General features: G+C 70.5%; 17 protein-coding genes. 14 read left to right on the forward strand and 3 right to left on the reverse strand.

Annotation, left to right across the window (positions count from 1 at the left end):
- The first annotated feature begins 214 nt into the window (after positions 1–214).
- On the forward strand, positions 215–1,189 hold the full coding sequence (locus MTO99_RS02030) for a hypothetical protein (protein WP_243556519.1): 975 nt from the start codon (positions 215–217) through the stop codon (positions 1,187–1,189).
- Positions 1,190–1,388: 199 nt separating this feature from the next.
- On the opposite strand, the gene epsC is transcribed toward MTO99_RS02030, so the two are convergent.
- A complete protein-coding gene (epsC, locus tag MTO99_RS02035; protein ID WP_243556521.1) occupies positions 1,389–1,973 on the reverse strand; it encodes a serine O-acetyltransferase EpsC in 585 nt (194 codons plus the stop codon).
- Positions 1,974–2,017: 44 nt separating this feature from the next.
- Positions 2,018–2,953 (reverse strand): cysteine synthase A, encoded by a 936-nt coding sequence (cysK, locus tag MTO99_RS02040; protein WP_243556523.1) that lies wholly within the window; start codon positions 2,951–2,953, stop codon positions 2,018–2,020.
- A gap of 91 nt (positions 2,954–3,044) precedes the next feature.
- Here cysK and prmC point away from each other — a divergent pair, with 91 nt between their 5' ends.
- Positions 3,045–3,941, forward strand: coding sequence for a peptide chain release factor N(5)-glutamine methyltransferase (gene prmC / locus MTO99_RS02045; RefSeq protein WP_243556525.1), 897 nt, complete (start codon positions 3,045–3,047; stop codon positions 3,939–3,941).
- A 114-nt stretch (positions 3,942–4,055) separates the two neighbouring features.
- Here the strand turns inward: prmC and MTO99_RS02050 are convergent, their stop codons facing one another.
- Positions 4,056–5,018 carry a TetR/AcrR family transcriptional regulator gene (locus MTO99_RS02050; RefSeq protein ID WP_243556527.1) on the reverse strand — a complete coding sequence of 321 codons (963 nt, stop codon included), beginning with the start codon at positions 5,016–5,018 and terminating at the stop codon, positions 4,056–4,058.
- A gap of 118 nt (positions 5,019–5,136) precedes the next feature.
- Here MTO99_RS02050 and MTO99_RS02055 point away from each other — a divergent pair, with 118 nt between their 5' ends.
- The 12 genes from MTO99_RS02055 to atpD all read left to right on the forward strand — a co-directional run bounded on the left by MTO99_RS02055 (position 5,137) and on the right by atpD (position 16,430).
- Positions 5,137–6,093, forward strand: a complete 957-nt coding sequence (locus tag MTO99_RS02055; RefSeq protein WP_243556529.1) for an ATP-binding cassette domain-containing protein — start codon at positions 5,137–5,139, stop codon at positions 6,091–6,093.
- A 3-nt stretch (positions 6,094–6,096) separates the two neighbouring features.
- Positions 6,097–6,924, forward strand: coding sequence for an ABC transporter permease (locus tag MTO99_RS02060; RefSeq protein WP_243556531.1), 828 nt, complete (start codon positions 6,097–6,099; stop codon positions 6,922–6,924).
- A gap of 109 nt (positions 6,925–7,033) precedes the next feature.
- Positions 7,034–7,864 (forward strand): L-threonylcarbamoyladenylate synthase, encoded by an 831-nt coding sequence (locus tag MTO99_RS02065; RefSeq protein WP_243556532.1) that lies wholly within the window; start codon positions 7,034–7,036, stop codon positions 7,862–7,864.
- Positions 7,861–9,153: an MraY family glycosyltransferase gene (locus tag MTO99_RS02070; protein WP_243556535.1), complete on the forward strand. Its 1,293-nt coding sequence runs from the start codon at positions 7,861–7,863 to the stop codon at positions 9,151–9,153. Before MTO99_RS02065 ends, MTO99_RS02070 begins: the two co-directional genes overlap by 4 nt.
- Positions 9,150–9,629, forward strand: coding sequence for a Cg1360 family ATP-synthase-associated protein (locus MTO99_RS02075; protein WP_243556537.1), 480 nt, complete (start codon positions 9,150–9,152; stop codon positions 9,627–9,629). The genes MTO99_RS02070 and MTO99_RS02075 overlap by 4 nt, the downstream gene beginning before the upstream one ends.
- Positions 9,630–9,818: 189 nt before the next feature.
- The gene (gene atpB, locus MTO99_RS02080) at positions 9,819–10,616 is read left to right on the forward strand and encodes a F0F1 ATP synthase subunit A (protein ID WP_243556539.1); all 798 of its coding nucleotides are present in this window, start codon (positions 9,819–9,821) and stop codon (positions 10,614–10,616) included.
- Positions 10,617–10,662: 46 nt separating this feature from the next.
- Positions 10,663–10,899, forward strand: coding sequence for an ATP synthase F0 subunit C (gene atpE, locus MTO99_RS02085; protein ID WP_067947113.1), 237 nt, complete (start codon positions 10,663–10,665; stop codon positions 10,897–10,899).
- 28 nt (positions 10,900–10,927) lie between these two features.
- Complete coding sequence (locus MTO99_RS02090; RefSeq protein WP_243556541.1) at positions 10,928–11,494, forward strand: F0F1 ATP synthase subunit B; 567 nt, start codon at positions 10,928–10,930, stop codon at positions 11,492–11,494.
- A gap of 3 nt (positions 11,495–11,497) precedes the next feature.
- Entirely contained in the window at positions 11,498–12,289 is a 792-nt protein-coding gene (locus tag MTO99_RS02095) for a F0F1 ATP synthase subunit delta (RefSeq protein ID WP_243556543.1), read from the forward strand.
- A gap of 77 nt (positions 12,290–12,366) precedes the next feature.
- Positions 12,367–14,007: a F0F1 ATP synthase subunit alpha gene (atpA, locus tag MTO99_RS02100; RefSeq protein ID WP_243556544.1), complete on the forward strand. Its 1,641-nt coding sequence runs from the start codon at positions 12,367–12,369 to the stop codon at positions 14,005–14,007.
- A 43-nt stretch (positions 14,008–14,050) separates the two neighbouring features.
- Positions 14,051–14,947 (forward strand): F0F1 ATP synthase subunit gamma, encoded by an 897-nt coding sequence (locus MTO99_RS02105; protein WP_243556546.1) that lies wholly within the window; start codon positions 14,051–14,053, stop codon positions 14,945–14,947.
- Positions 14,948–14,969: 22 nt separating this feature from the next.
- The gene (gene atpD, locus MTO99_RS02110) at positions 14,970–16,430 is read left to right on the forward strand and encodes a F0F1 ATP synthase subunit beta (RefSeq protein WP_243556548.1); all 1,461 of its coding nucleotides are present in this window, start codon (positions 14,970–14,972) and stop codon (positions 16,428–16,430) included.

Below are 16,430 nucleotides of genomic sequence, written 5' to 3' on the forward strand. Positions count from 1 at the left end.
GCTGCGCCCGTCCGCACCGCGCGCGCATGCACTCCTCCCCACGCGCTGCGCCACTTCGGCGCCCTCCGCACCAGCTCGACTGGCGCGGGCGTCGCCGAACTGGCGCAGCGGCGCAGCATGACTCCTCCTCCCCAGCGAGCGGATGCGTCGTCGCCGACCACGTCGGCCCGGGTCGGCGACCGGGCGCGGCGCAGAGCGACGCGAAGCTGCTCGTATGGACCTCGATTCGTTGCCACGCAGTGCCGGTGGCCTCATCACCTTCGGCCGCTCACGTGAGATCGGTATGGCGGCGTCGCTGCTTACCGCGCGGGACGCGGGCGACCTCGTCGCGGTGCGCCGAGGGGTCTACCTCGAATCCTCGCGGCATGCCCGGCTCACCCACGTCGAGCGGCACCGCAGCCAGGCGTTCGCGGTGGCCGAGCAACGGCCCGGTGTCGTCTTCGCCGGGATCACCGCCGCGATCCTGCTCGGGCTTCCGGTCGTCGGCCGGGTTCCCGACGAGATCGTCGTCCTCGCGCCGGCGACCTCAGGCCGACGCCGCAACGGAGTGAAGGAGATCGTGCGGCGTACCGCCGAACCCGACGTCACGGCCGATGGCATCGCGACGACATCGCTGATCGATACGCTCATCGAGGTGGCACGCACGCTGCCCGTGCTGACGGCGCTCACGATGGTCGACGCGGCGCTGTACGTTCCACGGTTCGACACCGCGACGGCGATGTGCACGCTCGACGAGCTCCGAGAGCGGTTCGACGCGCTGCTGCCGTTCCCCGGCAGTCGGCGGGTCTCGGTCGTGATCGAGCGGGCGACGCATCTCGCGGAGACCCCCCTCGAAACACTGAGCCGGATCCGCATCGACGAACTCGGCTTCCCGCAGCCCGAACTGCAGGTGGAAGTGGTGCGGCCGCGGACGGGCCGAATCGCGCACCTCGATTTCGCGTGGCGCGAGTACGGGGTCTGGGGCGAGGCGGACGGTGATGGCAAGTACCTCGGCAACGCGAGACGCAACGGTGATCGGCGCTCCGTCGCCGAGATCGTGCACGACGAGAAGCAACGAGAGAACGAGGTGCGCGCCGCGACGAAATGGGCCTGCGCGCGATGGGACTGGCTCGAGGCGTGGCGCACGGCACCGCTTCGCGCGACCCTCCTGGAGGCGGGCCTGCCGATCGTCCGCAGGCGTCGGCGCTGACGCCGGCACGCCTGCGCGGCGCCCGTGCTGCTGCATCGGCGGGCATCGTCTGCGCGTCCCTCCTGCGCCACTTCGGCGTCGTCTGCGCCAGTCGCGCTGGCGCACAGCGCGCCGAGGTGGCGTAGCGGGAGGGGGAGCGGGGCGCGGCAGGCGCGCCGAGGTGGCGCAGCGCCAGGGGCAAGGGCGCGGCAGGCCCGGCTCAGATCACCCAGTGCCAGTCGTGCACGCCGCGGGCGGCGTCGGCGGTCGCGTGCGACAGCGGCTTCACGATGGCGGGAACGCCGACGAGCAGCGAGTGCGCCGGCGCGCTCTTCGTGACCACCGCGTTCGCGCCGACGGCGCTCCATGCGCCGACCGTGATGTCGCCGAGGATCTTCGCTCCGGCGCCGACCGTGACGCCGTCGTCGAGCGTCGGGTGCCGCTTGGTGCCGGGCGGGGTGTTGCGCGGCGCCTTCCCGCCGAGGGTGACCCCGTGGTAGAGCATCACGTCGTCGCCGACGACGGCCGTCTCGCCGACGACGACGCCCATGCCGTGGTCGATGAAGAACCGACGGCCGATGGTCGCGCCGGGGTGGATCTCGATCCCGGTCAGGAACCGCGCGACCTGCGAGATCAGCCGTGCGGGCAACCGGAACCCCGCCCGCCAGAGCCGGTGCGTCAGCCGGTACGTCCAGATCGCGTGCAGCCCCGAATACGCGAGGAAGACCTCGAGTCCGCTGCGCGCGGCAGGATCGTGCGCGCGTGCGGTCGCGAGGTCTTCCTTCAGGCGGGAGAGGATCGGCACCCGACCAGTCAACCAGACGAACGGCCGATCATCGGATCGGACGATCAGCCGAGCAGGCCTTCGTACAGCACCGTGGAGAGGTACCGCTCGCCGTAGCTGGCGACGATGACGACGATCGTCTTGCCGGCGTTCTCGGGGCGCTTCGCGAGCTCGAGCGCCGCGTACACCGTCGCACCCGACGAGATGCCGCCGAGGATGCCCTCTTCGGTGCCGAGGCGGCGCGCGGTGGCGACGGCCTGGTCGATGTTGACGTCGATGATCTCGTCGTAGACGTCGCGGTCGAGGATCTCGGGGACGAAGTTCGCGCCGATGCCCTGGATCTTGTGGGGGCCGGGTGCGCCGCCGTTCAGGATCGGCGACTCCGCCGGCTCGACGCCGACGACCTGCACCTCGGGCTTGCGCTCCTTCAGCACCTGACCGGTGCCGGTCAGCGTGCCGCCGGTGCCGATGCCCGACACGAAGATGTCGACGCCGCCGTCGGTGTCGTTCCAGACCTCTTCCGCGGTGGTGCGGCGGTGGATGTCGACGTTCGCCTGGTTCTCGAACTGGCGGGCGAGGATCGCGCCGGGGGTCTCGGCGGCGATCTGCTCGGCGCGCGCGACCGCGCCCTTCATGCCCTCGGAGCCGGGGGTGAGCACGAGCTCGGCGCCGTACGCCTTCAGCAGCGACTTGCGCTCGGCCGACATGGTCTCGGGCATCGCGAGGATGACCTTGTAGCCGCGCGCGGCGCCGATGGCGGCGAGCGCGATGCCGGTGTTGCCGCTCGTGCCCTCGACGATGGTGCCGCCGGGCTGCAGCGCGCCGGATGCTTCTGCGGCGTCGACGATGCCGACGCCGAGGCGGTCCTTCACGCTCGCGGTCGGGTTGTAGAACTCGAGCTTGGCCAGCACGGTCGCGCCGGCCCCTTCGGTGAGACGGTTGAGCCGCACCAGCGGCGTGCGCCCGAAGGCTCGGGTGATGTCGTCGAAGATCTGCGCCATGAGCGGGACCCCTCCTCGGGTCGGAGCGTGCAAGTCCCCTCAGCCTAGGAGCGGCGGCCGGACGCGGCGACGGTGCGTTACATTCCATTTCATGAATGGATCGGATGCCGCGGGCCCGCGCCGTGACGAAGGGATTCCCCTGCGCACGGCGCTGGCCGAGGCATCCGGTCGGTTGCGCGAGGCGGGGGTGCCCGATCCCGACGTCGATGCCGAGCTGCTCGCCGCGCATGTGCTCGACCTGTCCCGCGGGGGAGTGCAGGCGAAGGTCGTGCTGGGCGCGGTCATCGATGCGGCGGATGCTGCGGAGCTCGCCGCCCTCGTCGCGCGTCGCGCGGCGCGCGAGCCCCTGCAGCATGTGACGGGGCGTGCGCCGTTCCGCTCGCTCGAGCTGCTCGTGGGGCCGGGCGTGCTGGTGCCGCGCCCCGAGACCGAGCTCGTGGCCCAGCTGGCGATCGACGCGCTGCGCGCGGTGCCCGAACCCGAACCGGTCGCGGTCGATCTCGGCACCGGCAGCGGCGCGATCGCGCTCGCCCTGGCCACCGAGGTGCCGCATGCGCGGGTCTTCGGCGTCGAGCTCTCGCCCGAGGCGCTGGGGTGGGCGCGCCGCAACGCCGAGCGGGTGGGGGCCGCGAATCTCGAGCTCGTCGAGGGCGATCTCGCCGACGCGCTGCCCGAACTCGACCGGCGGGTCGCGGTCGTGGTCTCGAATCCGCCGTACGTGCCGGCCGCGATGGTGCCGGCCGACCCCGAGGTGCACCGGTTCGACCCGGCGGTCGCGCTGTACGGCGGTGAGGACGGGCTGGACGTGATCCGGGTGCTGTCGCGTCGCGCGTTCGTGCTCGCCCGGCCCGGCGGGGCGCTCGTCGTCGAGCACGCCGAGCACCAGTCGGCCGCGATCGCCGCGCTGCTGCGCGCCGACGGATGGCGCGCTGTGGCGCACCATCGCGACCTGACGGGTCGCGACCGCGCCACGACCGCGCTGCGCTGAGCCGGGCGCGCCGGCGCCGGCGCCGGCGCCCAGCGCGCGGCCGCGGTGCGCACGGGGGTGCGCCCGGCGCACGGCCGAGGTGCGCGCGGGGTGCGCGCGCTGCCCGGGCGGCTCTTACTCGCCCGTCGCCCGCCGCTTCGCGCGCGCTGCGCGGATCGCCTGCCGCTCGACCTTTCGGGCGTCGCGCAGCCGTTTCTCGGCCTCGCGGATCCCCTTGCGCGCCTCGCGCACGTTGCGGTCGTCGGCGACGTCGGCGTCGGGTTCGGACAGCGGCGGCGGGGCGGGGGTGCCGTCGCGGTGTGTCGACACGTACTCGGCGATGCCGTCGAGCACCCGCTCGAAGCCGAATGCGAGCGGGTCGTCGCCCTCGCGGAACACGCCGGCGTCGACGGCGCGGCGCAGCGACGGGAACTCGTCGGCGGTGACGAGGGCGTCGAGGATCGCGTCGCGGGCGTCGTCGATCTGCTGCGGGTCGACGCCCGCGGCACCCGCGGCGTCGCGGTAGGAGCGCTCGATGATGCCCTGCCAGCGCACCTGGCCCGTGATGAGCAGCATGATCGCGACGCGCTCGTCTTCGCGGAGGGGGAGCGGGGCGAGGGTTTCGAGCATCGCGTCCATCCACGCGAGGTTGTTGGGGGTCACGGGGGTGCCCTCGATCGGGATGTCGAGCAGCCAGGGGTGCGCCGCCGACTGGGCGAGCTGCGCCCGGGCGACGTGCCGGATGCGCCCGCGCCAGTCGTCGGGCGCCAGGTCGGCGTCGGGCTCGGGCGGCAGGGCGGTGCCGTGCTCCTGCATGAGCGTGATGAGGTCGTCTTTCGCGGTGACGTACCGGTAGAGCGACATCGTCGTGTAGCCGAGCGCCTGGGCGACGCGGCTCATCGACACGGCGGCCAATCCTTCGGCGTCGGCGATCTCGACCGCGGCTTCGACGATGCGTTCGATGCTGAGCTCGCGCTTCGGGCCGCGCTGGGGGTTCGCGGCGATGCCCCACGCGAGGGCCACGCCGCGCGGCAGCTCCAGCTCGGCGGACGGCTCGGCGCCTGCGGTGCTGCGTTCGGCGGGGGAGTCGGCGCTCATCCGGGTCCTCTCGACGGATCGGCGGTGGGGCGTTGCATCCCATCCTAGAACTGTGTATTACTTAAACCGTGTGTGGATGCCATATACAGTTTACGACCTACACGAGACAGGCGCGCCCATGACCCTCGCGATCGACGCGCGCGGCCTCGGCAAGCGATTCGGGAAGGCCGACGTCCTCGACGGACTCGACCTCGCCGTCGCCGAAGGCAGCGTGTTCGCCCTGCTCGGGCCGAACGGCTCGGGCAAGACCACGACCATCAACATCCTCACGACGCTCGTGCGGCCCGATCGCGGCACCGCAACCGTCGCCGGTCGCGATGTGGTGCGCGACCCGGACGGCGTGCGGGCGCGCATCAGCCTCACCGGCCAGTCGGCCGCGGTCGACGAGGCCCTCACCGGCCGCGAGAACCTCGTGATGCTCGCCCGGCTCTCGGGGCTCTCGGCTCGCGCCGCGAGACGACGCGCCGACGAACTGCTCGAACGGTTCGAGCTCGTCGACGCGGCGGGCAGGCGCGTGGCCGCCTACTCGGGCGGCATGCGACGCCGGCTCGACCTCGGGCTCAGCCTCGTCGTGCCGACGCCGGTGGTGTTCCTCGACGAGCCGACGACCGGACTCGACCCGCACAGCCGGCTCGAGCTCTGGGCGGTGATCGGCGAGATCGCCGCGGCCGGCACGACCGTCTTCCTCACCACGCAGTACCTCGAGGAGGCCGACCGGCTCGCCGAGCGCATCGCCGTGCTGGACGGCGGCCGCATCGTCGCCGAGGGCACCGCGGCCGAGCTCAAGTCGCGGATCGGCGGCGATGTCGTCGAGCTGCGCGGCGCCGACGACGAACTGCTCGCCGAACTGCCCACCGACGGCAGCGTGCACGGCCTGCGCGCCGCCGTCGACGAGCTCGACCGGCTCGAGGCATCCGGTCGCACCGGGTCGTACGTGGCGATCCGGCGCCCGAGCCTCGACGACGTCTTCCTCGCCATCACCGGCTCCGGCGGGCGCGCGGCGGAGGCGGGCGCCGCCCGCGGCGCCGCCCGCGGCGCCGCCCGCGATGCCGATCTCGTCGGAACGAAGGGCTGACCCATGACCACGGTAACCACCGCCGCCGTCGCGGCCGCCGCCTCCCGCACCGACCCCGCCCCGCGGCGGCGCCCGCGCGCGCTCACCGCCGAGTCGGTGTTCATCCGCCGCAGCCTGCTGCACTCGCTGCGCGACGGCGAGGCGCTGCTGATGGCGATCCTGCTGCCGACGATGCTGATGCTGCTGTTCACGTTCGTGTTCGGCGGCGCGCTCGACCCGTCGGGCGGTTATGTCGACTACGTGGTGCCCGGCATCATCCTGCTCTGCGCCGGCTTCGGCGCGAGCTCGACCGCCGTCTACGTCGCCCGCGACATGTCGACCGGCATCATCGACCGGTTCCGGACGATGCCGCTGCGGGCGGGATCGGTGCTCACCGGGCATGTCGTCGCGAGCCTCGCCCGCAACCTGCTCGCGACCGCGGTCGTGATCGTCGTCGCCCTGCTCGTCGGCTTCCGCCCGACCGCGGGCTTCGGCGAGTGGCTCGCGGCGATCGGGCTCATCGCGCTGTACATCTTCGCGATCACCTCTCTGTTCGCGGCGATCGGGCTCGCGGCCGGCAGCCCGGACGCGGCGAGCGGCTACGGTTTCGTCCTGCTGTTCCTGCCGTACCTGTCGAGCGCGTTCGTGCCGGTGGACACCCTGCCCGACTGGCTGCAGTGGGTCGCCGAGCACCAGCCGATCACGCCGATCATCGAGGCGATCCGCGGGTTCCTGATGGGCACTCCGCTGGGCGATTCGCTGTGGTGGGCGCTCGGCTGGTGCGCGCTGATCATCGCGTTCTCGGCGTGGTGGGGCGCGTGGCTCTTCCGCCGCAAGGCGGGTCGCCGATAGCGATCGGATGCCACGGACCGCGGATGCCCCGAGCGACCTCGTCGCCCGGGGCATCCGTCGCCCCGCCGTCCCGGGGCAGCGCAGGGCCGGGGGCTAGAATCGCGTGGTCATGACTGCGATCTACGACTGCGCCGACGAGTCCGCGCTGCTCAGGGGGATGCGTCTCGCGCGCGGTGCGATCGGCCGCGGCGAGCTCGTCGTCATCCCGACCGACACCGTCTACGGGCTCGCCGCCGACGCGTTCAGCGCGACTGCGGTGCAGCGGCTGCTCGACGCCAAGGGCCGCGACCGCACCGCACCGCCGCCGGTGCTCATCCCGGGCCTGCCGACGCTCGACGCGCTCGCCACCGAGGTGCCCGATGCGGTGCGGGCGCTCGTGGCCGAGTTCTGGCCGGGCGGGCTCACGGTGGTGCTGCGCGCGCAGCCGTCGCTGCAGTGGGATCTCGGCGAGACGCGCGGCACCGTCGCGCTGCGGATGCCCGATCACCGCATCGCGCTCGAGCTGCTGAGCGAGACCGGCCCGCTCGCGGTCTCGTCGGCGAACCTGTCGGGCCTGCCCGCGGCGACGACCGCCGCCGACGCGCACGAGATGCTCGGCGAATCGGTCGCGGTGTACCTCGACGGCGGCCCCGCCGGCGACGGCTACGAGGCAGTCGGCGAGCGGCCCGGCGACCGCTCGTCGACGATCGTCGACGCCACCGCGGTCGGCTCCGGCGGCGGGCTGCGGATCCTGCGCGCCGGCGTCATCACGCGCGCCGAGCTCGAGCGGGTGGTCGGGGCGGAGGCGTTCCAGCCGGATGCCGCGGCGAACGTCGTCGACGGAGCATCCGGTTCGCCCGAGGCATCCGAGGCATCCGATCCGTCCGAGGCATCCGCCCGTACCGTGGCGACCGCCTCTCCCGAGGCGACCGACGCCGGAGCGGAGCGCACCGCGCCATGACCCTGTTCATCGCGCTCGCGCTGCTCGCTGCACTCGTGAGCTTCGTGGGCTCGATCGCCGTCTGGCGGCTGAGCCTGAAGTACCGGCTGTACCCGAAGATCCGCGAACGCGACGTGCACACCCGCCCCACCCCGAGGCTCGGCGGCATCGCGATGTTCGTCGGCATCCTCGTCGCCTTCGGCGCGGCCTGGGTGGTCTCCTCGTTCGGGTCCACCCGGTTCTCGATCATCGCGATCATCTTCGAGAACCCGGCGCAGGTGCTCTCCATCCTCGGAGCGGCGCTGCTCATCGTGCTGCTCGGCGTGGCCGACGACCTGTGGGACCTCGACTGGATGACCAAGCTCGCCGGCCAGTTCATCGCGGCCGGCTTGATCGCGTGGCAGGGCGTGTCGATCGTCTCGCTGCCGATCGGGGGCATCACCGTCGGCTCGTCGTGGATGAGCGCCACGATCACCGTGTTCACGATCGTGCTCGTGATGAACGCCGTGAACTTCATCGACGGCCTCGACGGCTTGGTCGCCGGCGTCGCGCTCATCGCCAACGGCACCTTCTTCATCTACAGCTACCTGCTCGTGCAGCAGACCTCGCCGTTCAACTACTTCAACCTCGCCTCGCTCATCGCGGTCGTGCTGGTCGGCGCGCTCGCCGGGTTCCTGCCCCTGAACTGGCATCCGGCGAAGCTGTTCATGGGCGACGCGGGGGCGCTCCTCGTCGGCCTGCTGATGGCGACGTCGGCGATCGCGGTGACGGGCCAGATCAACCCCGGCGCGGTCGGCTTCAACCAGCTCTTCGCCGCGTTCATGCCGATCATCCTGCCGTTCGCGATCCTGATCATCCCGCTGCTCGACTTCGGCCTCGCGGTCATCCGGCGGCTGCGCGCCGGCAAGTCGCCGTTCTCCGCCGACCGCAAGCACCTGCACCACCGGCTGCTCGACATGGGGCACTCGCACCTGAACGCGGTGCTCATCTTCTACGGGTGGACGGCGGTGGTGTCGATCGGGTGCCTGCTCACCTACGTCTTCCCGGTCTATCTCGGCACCAGCGCCCGGTGGGCGTTCCTGCTGATGGGCATCGGGTTCGTGGTGTGCGCCGCGCTCACGCTGGCCCCGCTCGGGCGGCGCAAGCGCCTCACCGTGGCCGCCGAGGAGCGGCCCAGGGTCGAAGGGTCGACCGCCGACGAGCTCTCCGACGCATCCGAAGCATCCGACCCGTCCGCGGCATCCGCCCTCGCCGCCGGTGCCCAGCCCCCCTCGGTAGACTCGACCGAGCCGACCTCAGGAGCCCGATGACCGAGCCGACCCCCACCCCTGCCGACCGGACGCCGACGTCGAACCCGGTGCTCCGCCGCGCCCTGCTCTGGGGTGCGCTGCTGGCCGGGGTGATCCTCGTCGTCGCCGGCATCCTCGGCCTCGTGTTCGCCGGCGTCGAAGGGCTCGTGAGCGCCGTCATCGGCACGCTCATCGCGGTGGTGTTCATGGGCATCACGGCCGCGAGCATCCTGCTGGCCAACCGGTTCTCGAACAGCGACCTGTTCGTCGGCGTGTTCTTCGGCATCGTCCTCGGCGGCTGGCTGGCGAAGTTCGTCGTGTTCATCGTGCTCGTGCTGGTGCTGCGCGACGTCGACTGGCTGAACGGCACCGTGCTGTTCCTCAGCATCGTCGCGGGCGTGCTCGCGTCGCTCGTGGTCGACGTGCTCGTCGTCGCACGGTCGCGGCTGCCGTACGCGAGCGACGTGCAACTGCCCCCCGCGCCCAGCGACGACTGACCCCGTGCTCGGCTGAGACCGACGGCGCGGAGCCGAATTCGTCCGCGCGTAGAAGTCTTGCTAGAGTACTCGTGATCCCCGACGGTTTCCGCGCTCGTCCGCGCTGGGCGGAGACCTGTGCCGATATCCGTCGACGCGAGAGCCCTGCTCGACGCCCCGATTCAGGAGATAGCGCTGCTAGCGAACGCTGTGAACCTGCTGGTTCAGACTGCAACCGATGATGGTGGCTTCCACGCTCCGTCGATCTTCGAATTCTTCCCCGACGTGGTGCTGTTCGAGGGCACGCCGTTCGCGATCAACCGCATCATGCTGGTGCGCTTCGTCGCGGTCATCGCCCTCCTGCTGATCTTCTGGCTGGGCACCCGCCGCATGAAGGTGGTGCCGGGTCGCTTCCAGAGCGTCGTGGAGTTCGGCCTCGACTTCGTGCGCGTGCAGATCGCCGAAGACCTGCTCGGCAAGAAGGACGGCAAGCGATTCCTGCCGATCCTCATGACGATGTTCTTCATGATCCTGTTCATGAACCTGACGGGTGTCATCCCGGGGCTGAACATCGCCGGCACCTCGGTCATCGGCGTGCCGCTCGTGCTGGCGGTGGTCTCGTACGTCACCTTCATCTACGCCGGCATCAAGAAGAGCCCCGCCGGCTTTTTCAAGAACGCGCTGTTCCCGTCGGGCGTGCCGGTCTTCGTGCTGCCGATCGTGGCGATCATCGAGCTCATCTCGACCTTCATCCTGCGGCCGGTCACGCTGACCCTCCGACTCCTGATGAACATGATCGTCGGGCACCTCCTGCTCGTGCTGTTCTTCTCGGCGACGCACTTCTTCCTCTTCGGCCTCGGCGGCTGGTGGTCGGCGCTGGCCGCGGGCAGCTTCGCCTTCGGCTTCGCCTTCACCCTGTTCGAGATCCTGGTCGCACTGCTCCAGGCCTACGTCTTCACGCTCCTCACCGCGGTCTACATCCAGCTCGCGGTCGCCGAGGAGCACTGAGCCCGGGCATCCGCCCGAACCCGTCCCCTAAGAAAGGAAACCCAACGTGGACGCAACCACCGTGCTCGCTGAGATCAGCGGCAGCATCGCGACCGTCGGCTACGGCCTCGCTGCGATCGGCCCGGCCATCGGCGTGGGCATCGTCGTCGGCAAGACGATCGAAGGTGTCGCCCGCCAGCCCGAGCTCGCCGGCCGCCTCCAGGTGCTGATGTGGATCGGTATCGCCTTCACCGAGGCGCTCGCGTTCGTCGGTATCGCGACCGGCTTCATCTTCGGCTTCTGATCCGCCCGCTCCAACCGAGGAGGCAATCGTGCTTCACGCAGTCCTGAGCGCTGCAACCGAGGGGGAGGCGGAGGCGAACCCCAACCCGCTGATTCCCGAGGTCTACGACCTCGTGTGGTCGACGGTCATCTTCGCCATCCTGCTCGTCTTCTTCTGGATCTACGTGCTTCCGCGACTCCAGAAGCTGCTCGACGAGCGTGCCGAGGCCATCGAGGGCAACATCGCGAAGGCCGACGAAGCGCAGCGCAAGGCCGAGGCGGCCCTCGAGGAGTACACCGCCCAGCTCGCCGACGCGCGCGCCGAAGCCGGTCGCATCCGCGAGGTCGCCCGCGAGGACGGCAAGAAGATCGTGACCGAGGCGAAAGACCAGGCGGTCGCCGAGGCCGCCCGGGTCACCGCCAGCGCGCAGGCGCAGATCGAGGCCGAGCGTCAGTCGGCGCTGGTGTCGCTGCGCAGCGAGGTCGGCACGATCGCGATCGACCTCGCGTCGGGCGTGGTGGGCGAGACCCTCACCGACGACGCGAAGGCGAAGGCCGTGGTCGACCGCTTCCTCGCCGACCTCGAGGCCGCCGACGCCGCCGGAGGGAAGAAGTAGTCCATGGGTAGCGCCACGAGAGAGGCCCTGGCCGCATCGCGATCCGCGATCGGCCAGGCCGGTTCCGCCGACCTGGCGGTCGCGAGCGACCTGCTCGCCGCGGTCCGCGTGATCGGTGCGACGGCGCAGCTGCGCAGCGCGCTCACCGACAACGAGGCGGATGCTCCGCGCAAGCGCGCACTCGTCGAGTCGGTGTTCGGCGGGCGCATCGCGCCGGCCGCCGCGAGCCTGCTGGTGGCGGCTTCGTCGAACCGCTGGTCGAGCGCCGAGGACTTCCTCGACGGCGTCGAGCAGCTGGGTCTGCGCGTGGCGGCCGACTCGGCGGGTGACGCCGACATCGACGCCGAGCTGTTCGCGTTCGAGCGCACCGTCGCCTCCGACTCCGGGCTGGAACTCGCGCTCGGTTCGAAGCTGGGCTCGCCCGAGGCGAAGGTCGGCATCGTCGATCGGCTCCTCGCCGGGAAGGCGCAGCCGGCGACGGTCGCGATCGTGCGGCACCTCGTGCAGAACCCGCGGGGCCGTCGCATCGGCGAGATGCTCCGCGACGCGGCATCCGTCGTCGCCGACCAGCGCGGCTTCGACGTGGCGACCGTGACCACCGCCGTGCCGCTCAGCGCCGACCAGCTCGCGCGCCTCGAGCGGGGCCTCGCGGCCCAGGCCGGCCGGCGCATCCGCTTCGACACCATCGTCGATCCCGCCCTGGTGGGCGGGGTCCGCGTGCAGATCGGCGACGACGTCATCGACGGCAGCGTCGCCAGCCGTCTCAGCTCGCTGAGGCAGAAGCTTGCCGGCTGACGCCGGACGACAACGACCGGCGTCCTGCGCCGCGACACACCCGTAGCTGTACAAGCGGTACAGAAAAGGAAAGAACCATGGCAGAACTCTCCATCAGCCCCGATGAGATCCGTTCGGCTCTCTCGGAGTTCGCCCAGGCCTACGAGCCGGGCGCGGCGCAGAAGACCGAGGTCGGGTACGTCACCGACGCGGCCGACGGCATCGCCCACGTCGAGGGTCTGCCCTCGGTCATGGCCAACGAGCTCGTGCGGTTCGCCGACGGCACGCTGGGCCTCGCACTGAACCTCGACGAGGACGAGATCGGCGTCGTGGTGCTCGGCGAGTTCACCGGCATCGAAGAGGGCATGGAGGTGACCCGCACGGGCGAGGTCCTCTCGGTGCCCGTCGGCGAGGGGTACCTCGGCCGCGTGGTCGACCCGCTCGGCAACCCGATCGACGGTCTCGGCGAGATCACCGGCATCGAGGGCCGCCGCGCCCTCGAGCTGCAGGCGCCGGGCGTCATGCAGCGCAAGAGCGTGCACGAGCCGCTGCAGACCGGCATCAAGGCGATCGACGCCATGATCCCCGTCGGCCGCGGTCAGCGTCAGCTCATCATCGGCGACCGCCAGACCGGCAAGACCGCGATCGCGATCGACACGATCATCAACCAGAAGGCGAACTGGGAGTCGGGCGACCCGAACAAGCAGGTCCGCTGCATCTACGTCGCGATCGGCCAGAAGGGCTCGACCATCGCCTCGGTGAAGGGCGCCCTCGAGGACGCCGGCGCGATGGAGTACACCACCATCGTCGCCGCACCGGCCTCCGACCCGGCCGGCTTCAAGTACCTCGCGCCGTACACCGGCTCGGCCATCGGCCAGCACTGGATGTACGACTCGAAGCACGTGCTCATCATCTTCGACGACCTGTCGAAGCAGGCCGAGGCCTACCGTGCCGTCTCGCTGCTGCTGCGCCGTCCGCCGGGCCGCGAGGCGTACCCCGGCGACGTGTTCTACCTGCACTCGCGGCTGCTCGAGCGCTGCGCGAAGCTGAGCGACGAGCTCGGCGCCGGTTCGATGACGGGTCTGCCGATCATCGAGACCAAGGCGAACGACGTCTCGGCGTACATCCCGACCAACGTGATCTCGATCACCGACGGCCAGATCTTCCTCCAGTCCGACCTGTTCAACGCCAACCAGCGCCCCGCGGTCGACGTCGGCATCTCGGTGTCCCGAGTCGGCGGTGACGCTCAGGTCAAGTCGATCAAGAAGGTCTCGGGCACGCTGAAGCTCGAACTGGCGCAGTACCGCTCGCTCGAGGCGTTCGCGATGTTCGCGTCCGACCTCGACGCGGCCAGCCGTCGCCAGCTCGCTCGCGGCGCCCGCCTGACCGAGCTGCTCAAGCAGCCGCAGTACTCGCCGTACCCCGTCGAGGAGCAGGTCGTCTCGATCTGGGCCGGCACCAACGGCAAGCTCGACGAGGTGCCCGTCGAGGACATCCTGCGCTTCGAGCGCGAGTTCCTCGACTACCTCGGCCGCAACACCGACGTGCTGACCGTGCTGCGCGACACCAACGTGCTCGACGACGACACCGTCGCCAAGCTCGAGAGCGGTGTCGACGCGTTCAAGCTCGAGTTCCAGACCGGCGAGGGCAAGCCGCTCGCCTCGGTCGGTCGCGAGGAGTTCGCGGCGATCGCCGAAGAGGACGTCAACCAGGAGAAGATCGTCAAGGGCCGCCGCTGAGGCGGCTGCGACGGTCAGCTGACTCCAGGGATACAGGAGAGACATGGGAGCGCAACTTCGGGTCTACCGGCAGAAGATCAAGTCTGCCCAGACGACGAAGAAGATCACCAAGGCGATGGAGCTCATCGCCGCCTCGCGCATCCAGAAAGCGCAGGCGCGCGTGGCGGCATCCACGCCGTATTCGCGGGCGATCACCCGTGCCGTCTCGGCGGTGGCGACGTACTCCAACGTCGACCACGTGCTGACGACCGAGCCCGAGAAGATCGAGCGCGCGGCCGTCGTGATCCTCACGAGCGACCGCGGCCTGGCCGGTGCATTCAACTCCCAGGTGCTGCGCGAAGCGGAGGAGCTCTCGGAGCTGCTCCGCTCGCAGGGCAAGGAGGTCGTGTACTTCCTCGTCGGGCGCAAGGCGGTCGGGTACTTCCAGTTCCGTCACCGCGCCTGGGAGCGCAACTGGGCCGGCAGCTCGGAGAACCCCGAGTTCGACCTCGCGAAGGACATCTCCGACGCGGTGCTCGAGGCGTTCCTGCGCGATGCGTCGGACGGCGGCGTGGATGAGATCCACCTCGTCTACAACAAGTTCGTCAGCATGATGACCCAGGTCCCCGAGGTCGTGCGTCTGCTGCCGCTCGAGGTCGTCGAGGGCGTCGCCGAACCCGACTCGGTGGTGCAGCCGCTCTACGAGTTCGAGCCCGACGTCGAGACCGTGCTCGACCAGCTCCTGCCGGTGTACATCGAGAGCCGCATCTTCAACGCGCTCCTGCAGTCGGCGGCGGCCAAGCACGCTGCGACGCAGAAGGCGATGAAGTCGGCCAGCGACAACGCCGACAAGCTCATCACCGACTACACGCGCCTCGCGAACAACGCGCGCCAGGCCGAGATCACGCAGCAGATCTCCGAGATCGTGGGCGGCGCCGACGCGCTCGTCGCCGCCAAGTAGCAATCCAGAAAAGAGAAGCAGAATGACTGACACCGCAACCGCGCCGGTCGCCGCCTCGACCGCCGGCGCCGTCGGCCGCATCGCCCGCGTCACCGGCCCCGTGGTCGACATCGAGTTCCCGCACGACTCGATCCCCGAGATCTACAACGCGCTCCAGACCGTGATCACCATCGGCGACCAGAGCACCACGCTGACCCTCGAGGTCGCGCAGCACCTGGGCGACGACGTCGTCCGCGCCATCGCGCTGAAGCCGACCGACGGCCTCGTCCGCGGCCAGGAGGTCTCCGACACGGGGGCGCCGATCTCGGTGCCCGTCGGCGACGTCACCAAGGGCAAGGTGTTCAACGTGATCGGCGAGGTGCTGAACGCCGAGCCCGGTGAGACGATCGAGATCACCGAGCGCTGGCCGATCCACCGCAAGCCGCCGGCCTTCGACCAGCTCGAGTCGAAGACGCAGCTCTTCGAGACCGGCATCAAGGTCATCGACCTGCTCACCCCGTACGTGCAGGGCGGCAAGATCGGCCTCTTCGGCGGTGCGGGTGTCGGCAAGACCGTCCTCATCCAGGAGATGATCCAGCGCGTCGCGCAGGACCACGGCGGTGTGTCGGTGTTCGCCGGTGTCGGCGAGCGCACCCGTGAGGGCAACGACCTGATCCACGAGATGGAGGAGGCGGGCGTCTTCGACAAGACCGCGCTCGTCTTCGGCCAGATGGACGAGCCGCCCGGGACGCGTCTTCGCGTCGCCCTCTCGGCGCTCACCATGGCCGAGTACTTCCGCGACGTGCAGAAGCAGGACGTGCTGCTGTTCATCGACAACATCTTCCGCTTCACGCAGGCGGGCTCCGAGGTGTCGACGCTGCTCGGCCGCATGCCCTCCGCGGTGGGCTACCAGCCGAACCTCGCCGATGAGATGGGCATCCTGCAGGAGCGCATCACCTCGACGCGCGGTCACTCGATCACCTCGCTGCAGGCGATCTACGTGCCGGCCGACGACTACACCGACCCGGCGCCGGCGACCACGTTCGCGCACCTCGACGCGACCACCGAGCTCTCGCGTGAGATCGCGTCGAAGGGTCTGTACCCCGCGGTCGACCCGCTGACCTCGACGTCGCGCATCCTCGACCCGCGCTACCTGGGCGCCGACCACTACCGGGTGGCGACCACGGTCAAGCAGATCCTCCAGAAGAACAAGGAGCTGCAGGAGATCATCGCGATCCTCGGTGTCGACGAGCTCTCCGAGGAAGACAAGATCACGGTGGCCCGCGCCCGCCGGATCCAGCAGTTCCTCTCGCAGAACACCTACATGGCGAAGAAGTTCACGGGTGTCGAGGGTTCGACGGTGCCGCTGAAGGACACCATCGAGTCGTTCGACGCGATCGCCCGCGGCGACTTCGACCACGTCGCCGAGCAGGCGTTCTTCAACGTCGGTGCGATCACCGACGTCGAAGAGAAGTGGGCGCAGATCCAGAAGGAGAACGGCTGA

The organism is Agromyces larvae (assembly GCF_022811705.1).
GTDB classification, from domain to species: domain Bacteria; phylum Actinomycetota; class Actinomycetes; order Actinomycetales; family Microbacteriaceae; genus Agromyces; species Agromyces larvae.

What these genes read in the sequence shown, in the direction of transcription:
- MTO99_RS02030 (WP_243556519.1), top strand. Translation starts at nt 215, where the DNA reads ATGGACCTCGATTCGTTGCCACGCAGTGCCGGTGGCCTCATCACCTTC.
- cysK (WP_243556523.1), bottom strand. Translation starts at nt 2,953, where the DNA reads ATGGCGCAGATCTTCGACGACATCACCCGAGCCTTCGGGCGCACGCCG.
- prmC (WP_243556525.1), top strand. Translation starts at nt 3,045, where the DNA reads ATGAATGGATCGGATGCCGCGGGCCCGCGCCGTGACGAAGGGATTCCC.
- MTO99_RS02050 (WP_243556527.1), bottom strand. Translation starts at nt 5,018, where the DNA reads ATGAGCGCCGACTCCCCCGCCGAACGCAGCACCGCAGGCGCCGAGCCG.
- MTO99_RS02055 (WP_243556529.1), top strand. Translation starts at nt 5,137, where the DNA reads ATGACCCTCGCGATCGACGCGCGCGGCCTCGGCAAGCGATTCGGGAAG.
- MTO99_RS02060 (WP_243556531.1), top strand. Translation starts at nt 6,097, where the DNA reads ATGACCACGGTAACCACCGCCGCCGTCGCGGCCGCCGCCTCCCGCACC.
- MTO99_RS02065 (WP_243556532.1), top strand. Translation starts at nt 7,034, where the DNA reads ATGACTGCGATCTACGACTGCGCCGACGAGTCCGCGCTGCTCAGGGGG.
- MTO99_RS02070 (WP_243556535.1), top strand. Translation starts at nt 7,861, where the DNA reads ATGACCCTGTTCATCGCGCTCGCGCTGCTCGCTGCACTCGTGAGCTTC.
- MTO99_RS02075 (WP_243556537.1), top strand. Translation starts at nt 9,150, where the DNA reads ATGACCGAGCCGACCCCCACCCCTGCCGACCGGACGCCGACGTCGAAC.
- MTO99_RS02095 (WP_243556543.1), top strand. Translation starts at nt 11,498, where the DNA reads ATGGGTAGCGCCACGAGAGAGGCCCTGGCCGCATCGCGATCCGCGATC.
- atpA (WP_243556544.1), top strand. Translation starts at nt 12,367, where the DNA reads ATGGCAGAACTCTCCATCAGCCCCGATGAGATCCGTTCGGCTCTCTCG.
- MTO99_RS02105 (WP_243556546.1), top strand. Translation starts at nt 14,051, where the DNA reads ATGGGAGCGCAACTTCGGGTCTACCGGCAGAAGATCAAGTCTGCCCAG.
- atpD (WP_243556548.1), top strand. Translation starts at nt 14,970, where the DNA reads ATGACTGACACCGCAACCGCGCCGGTCGCCGCCTCGACCGCCGGCGCC.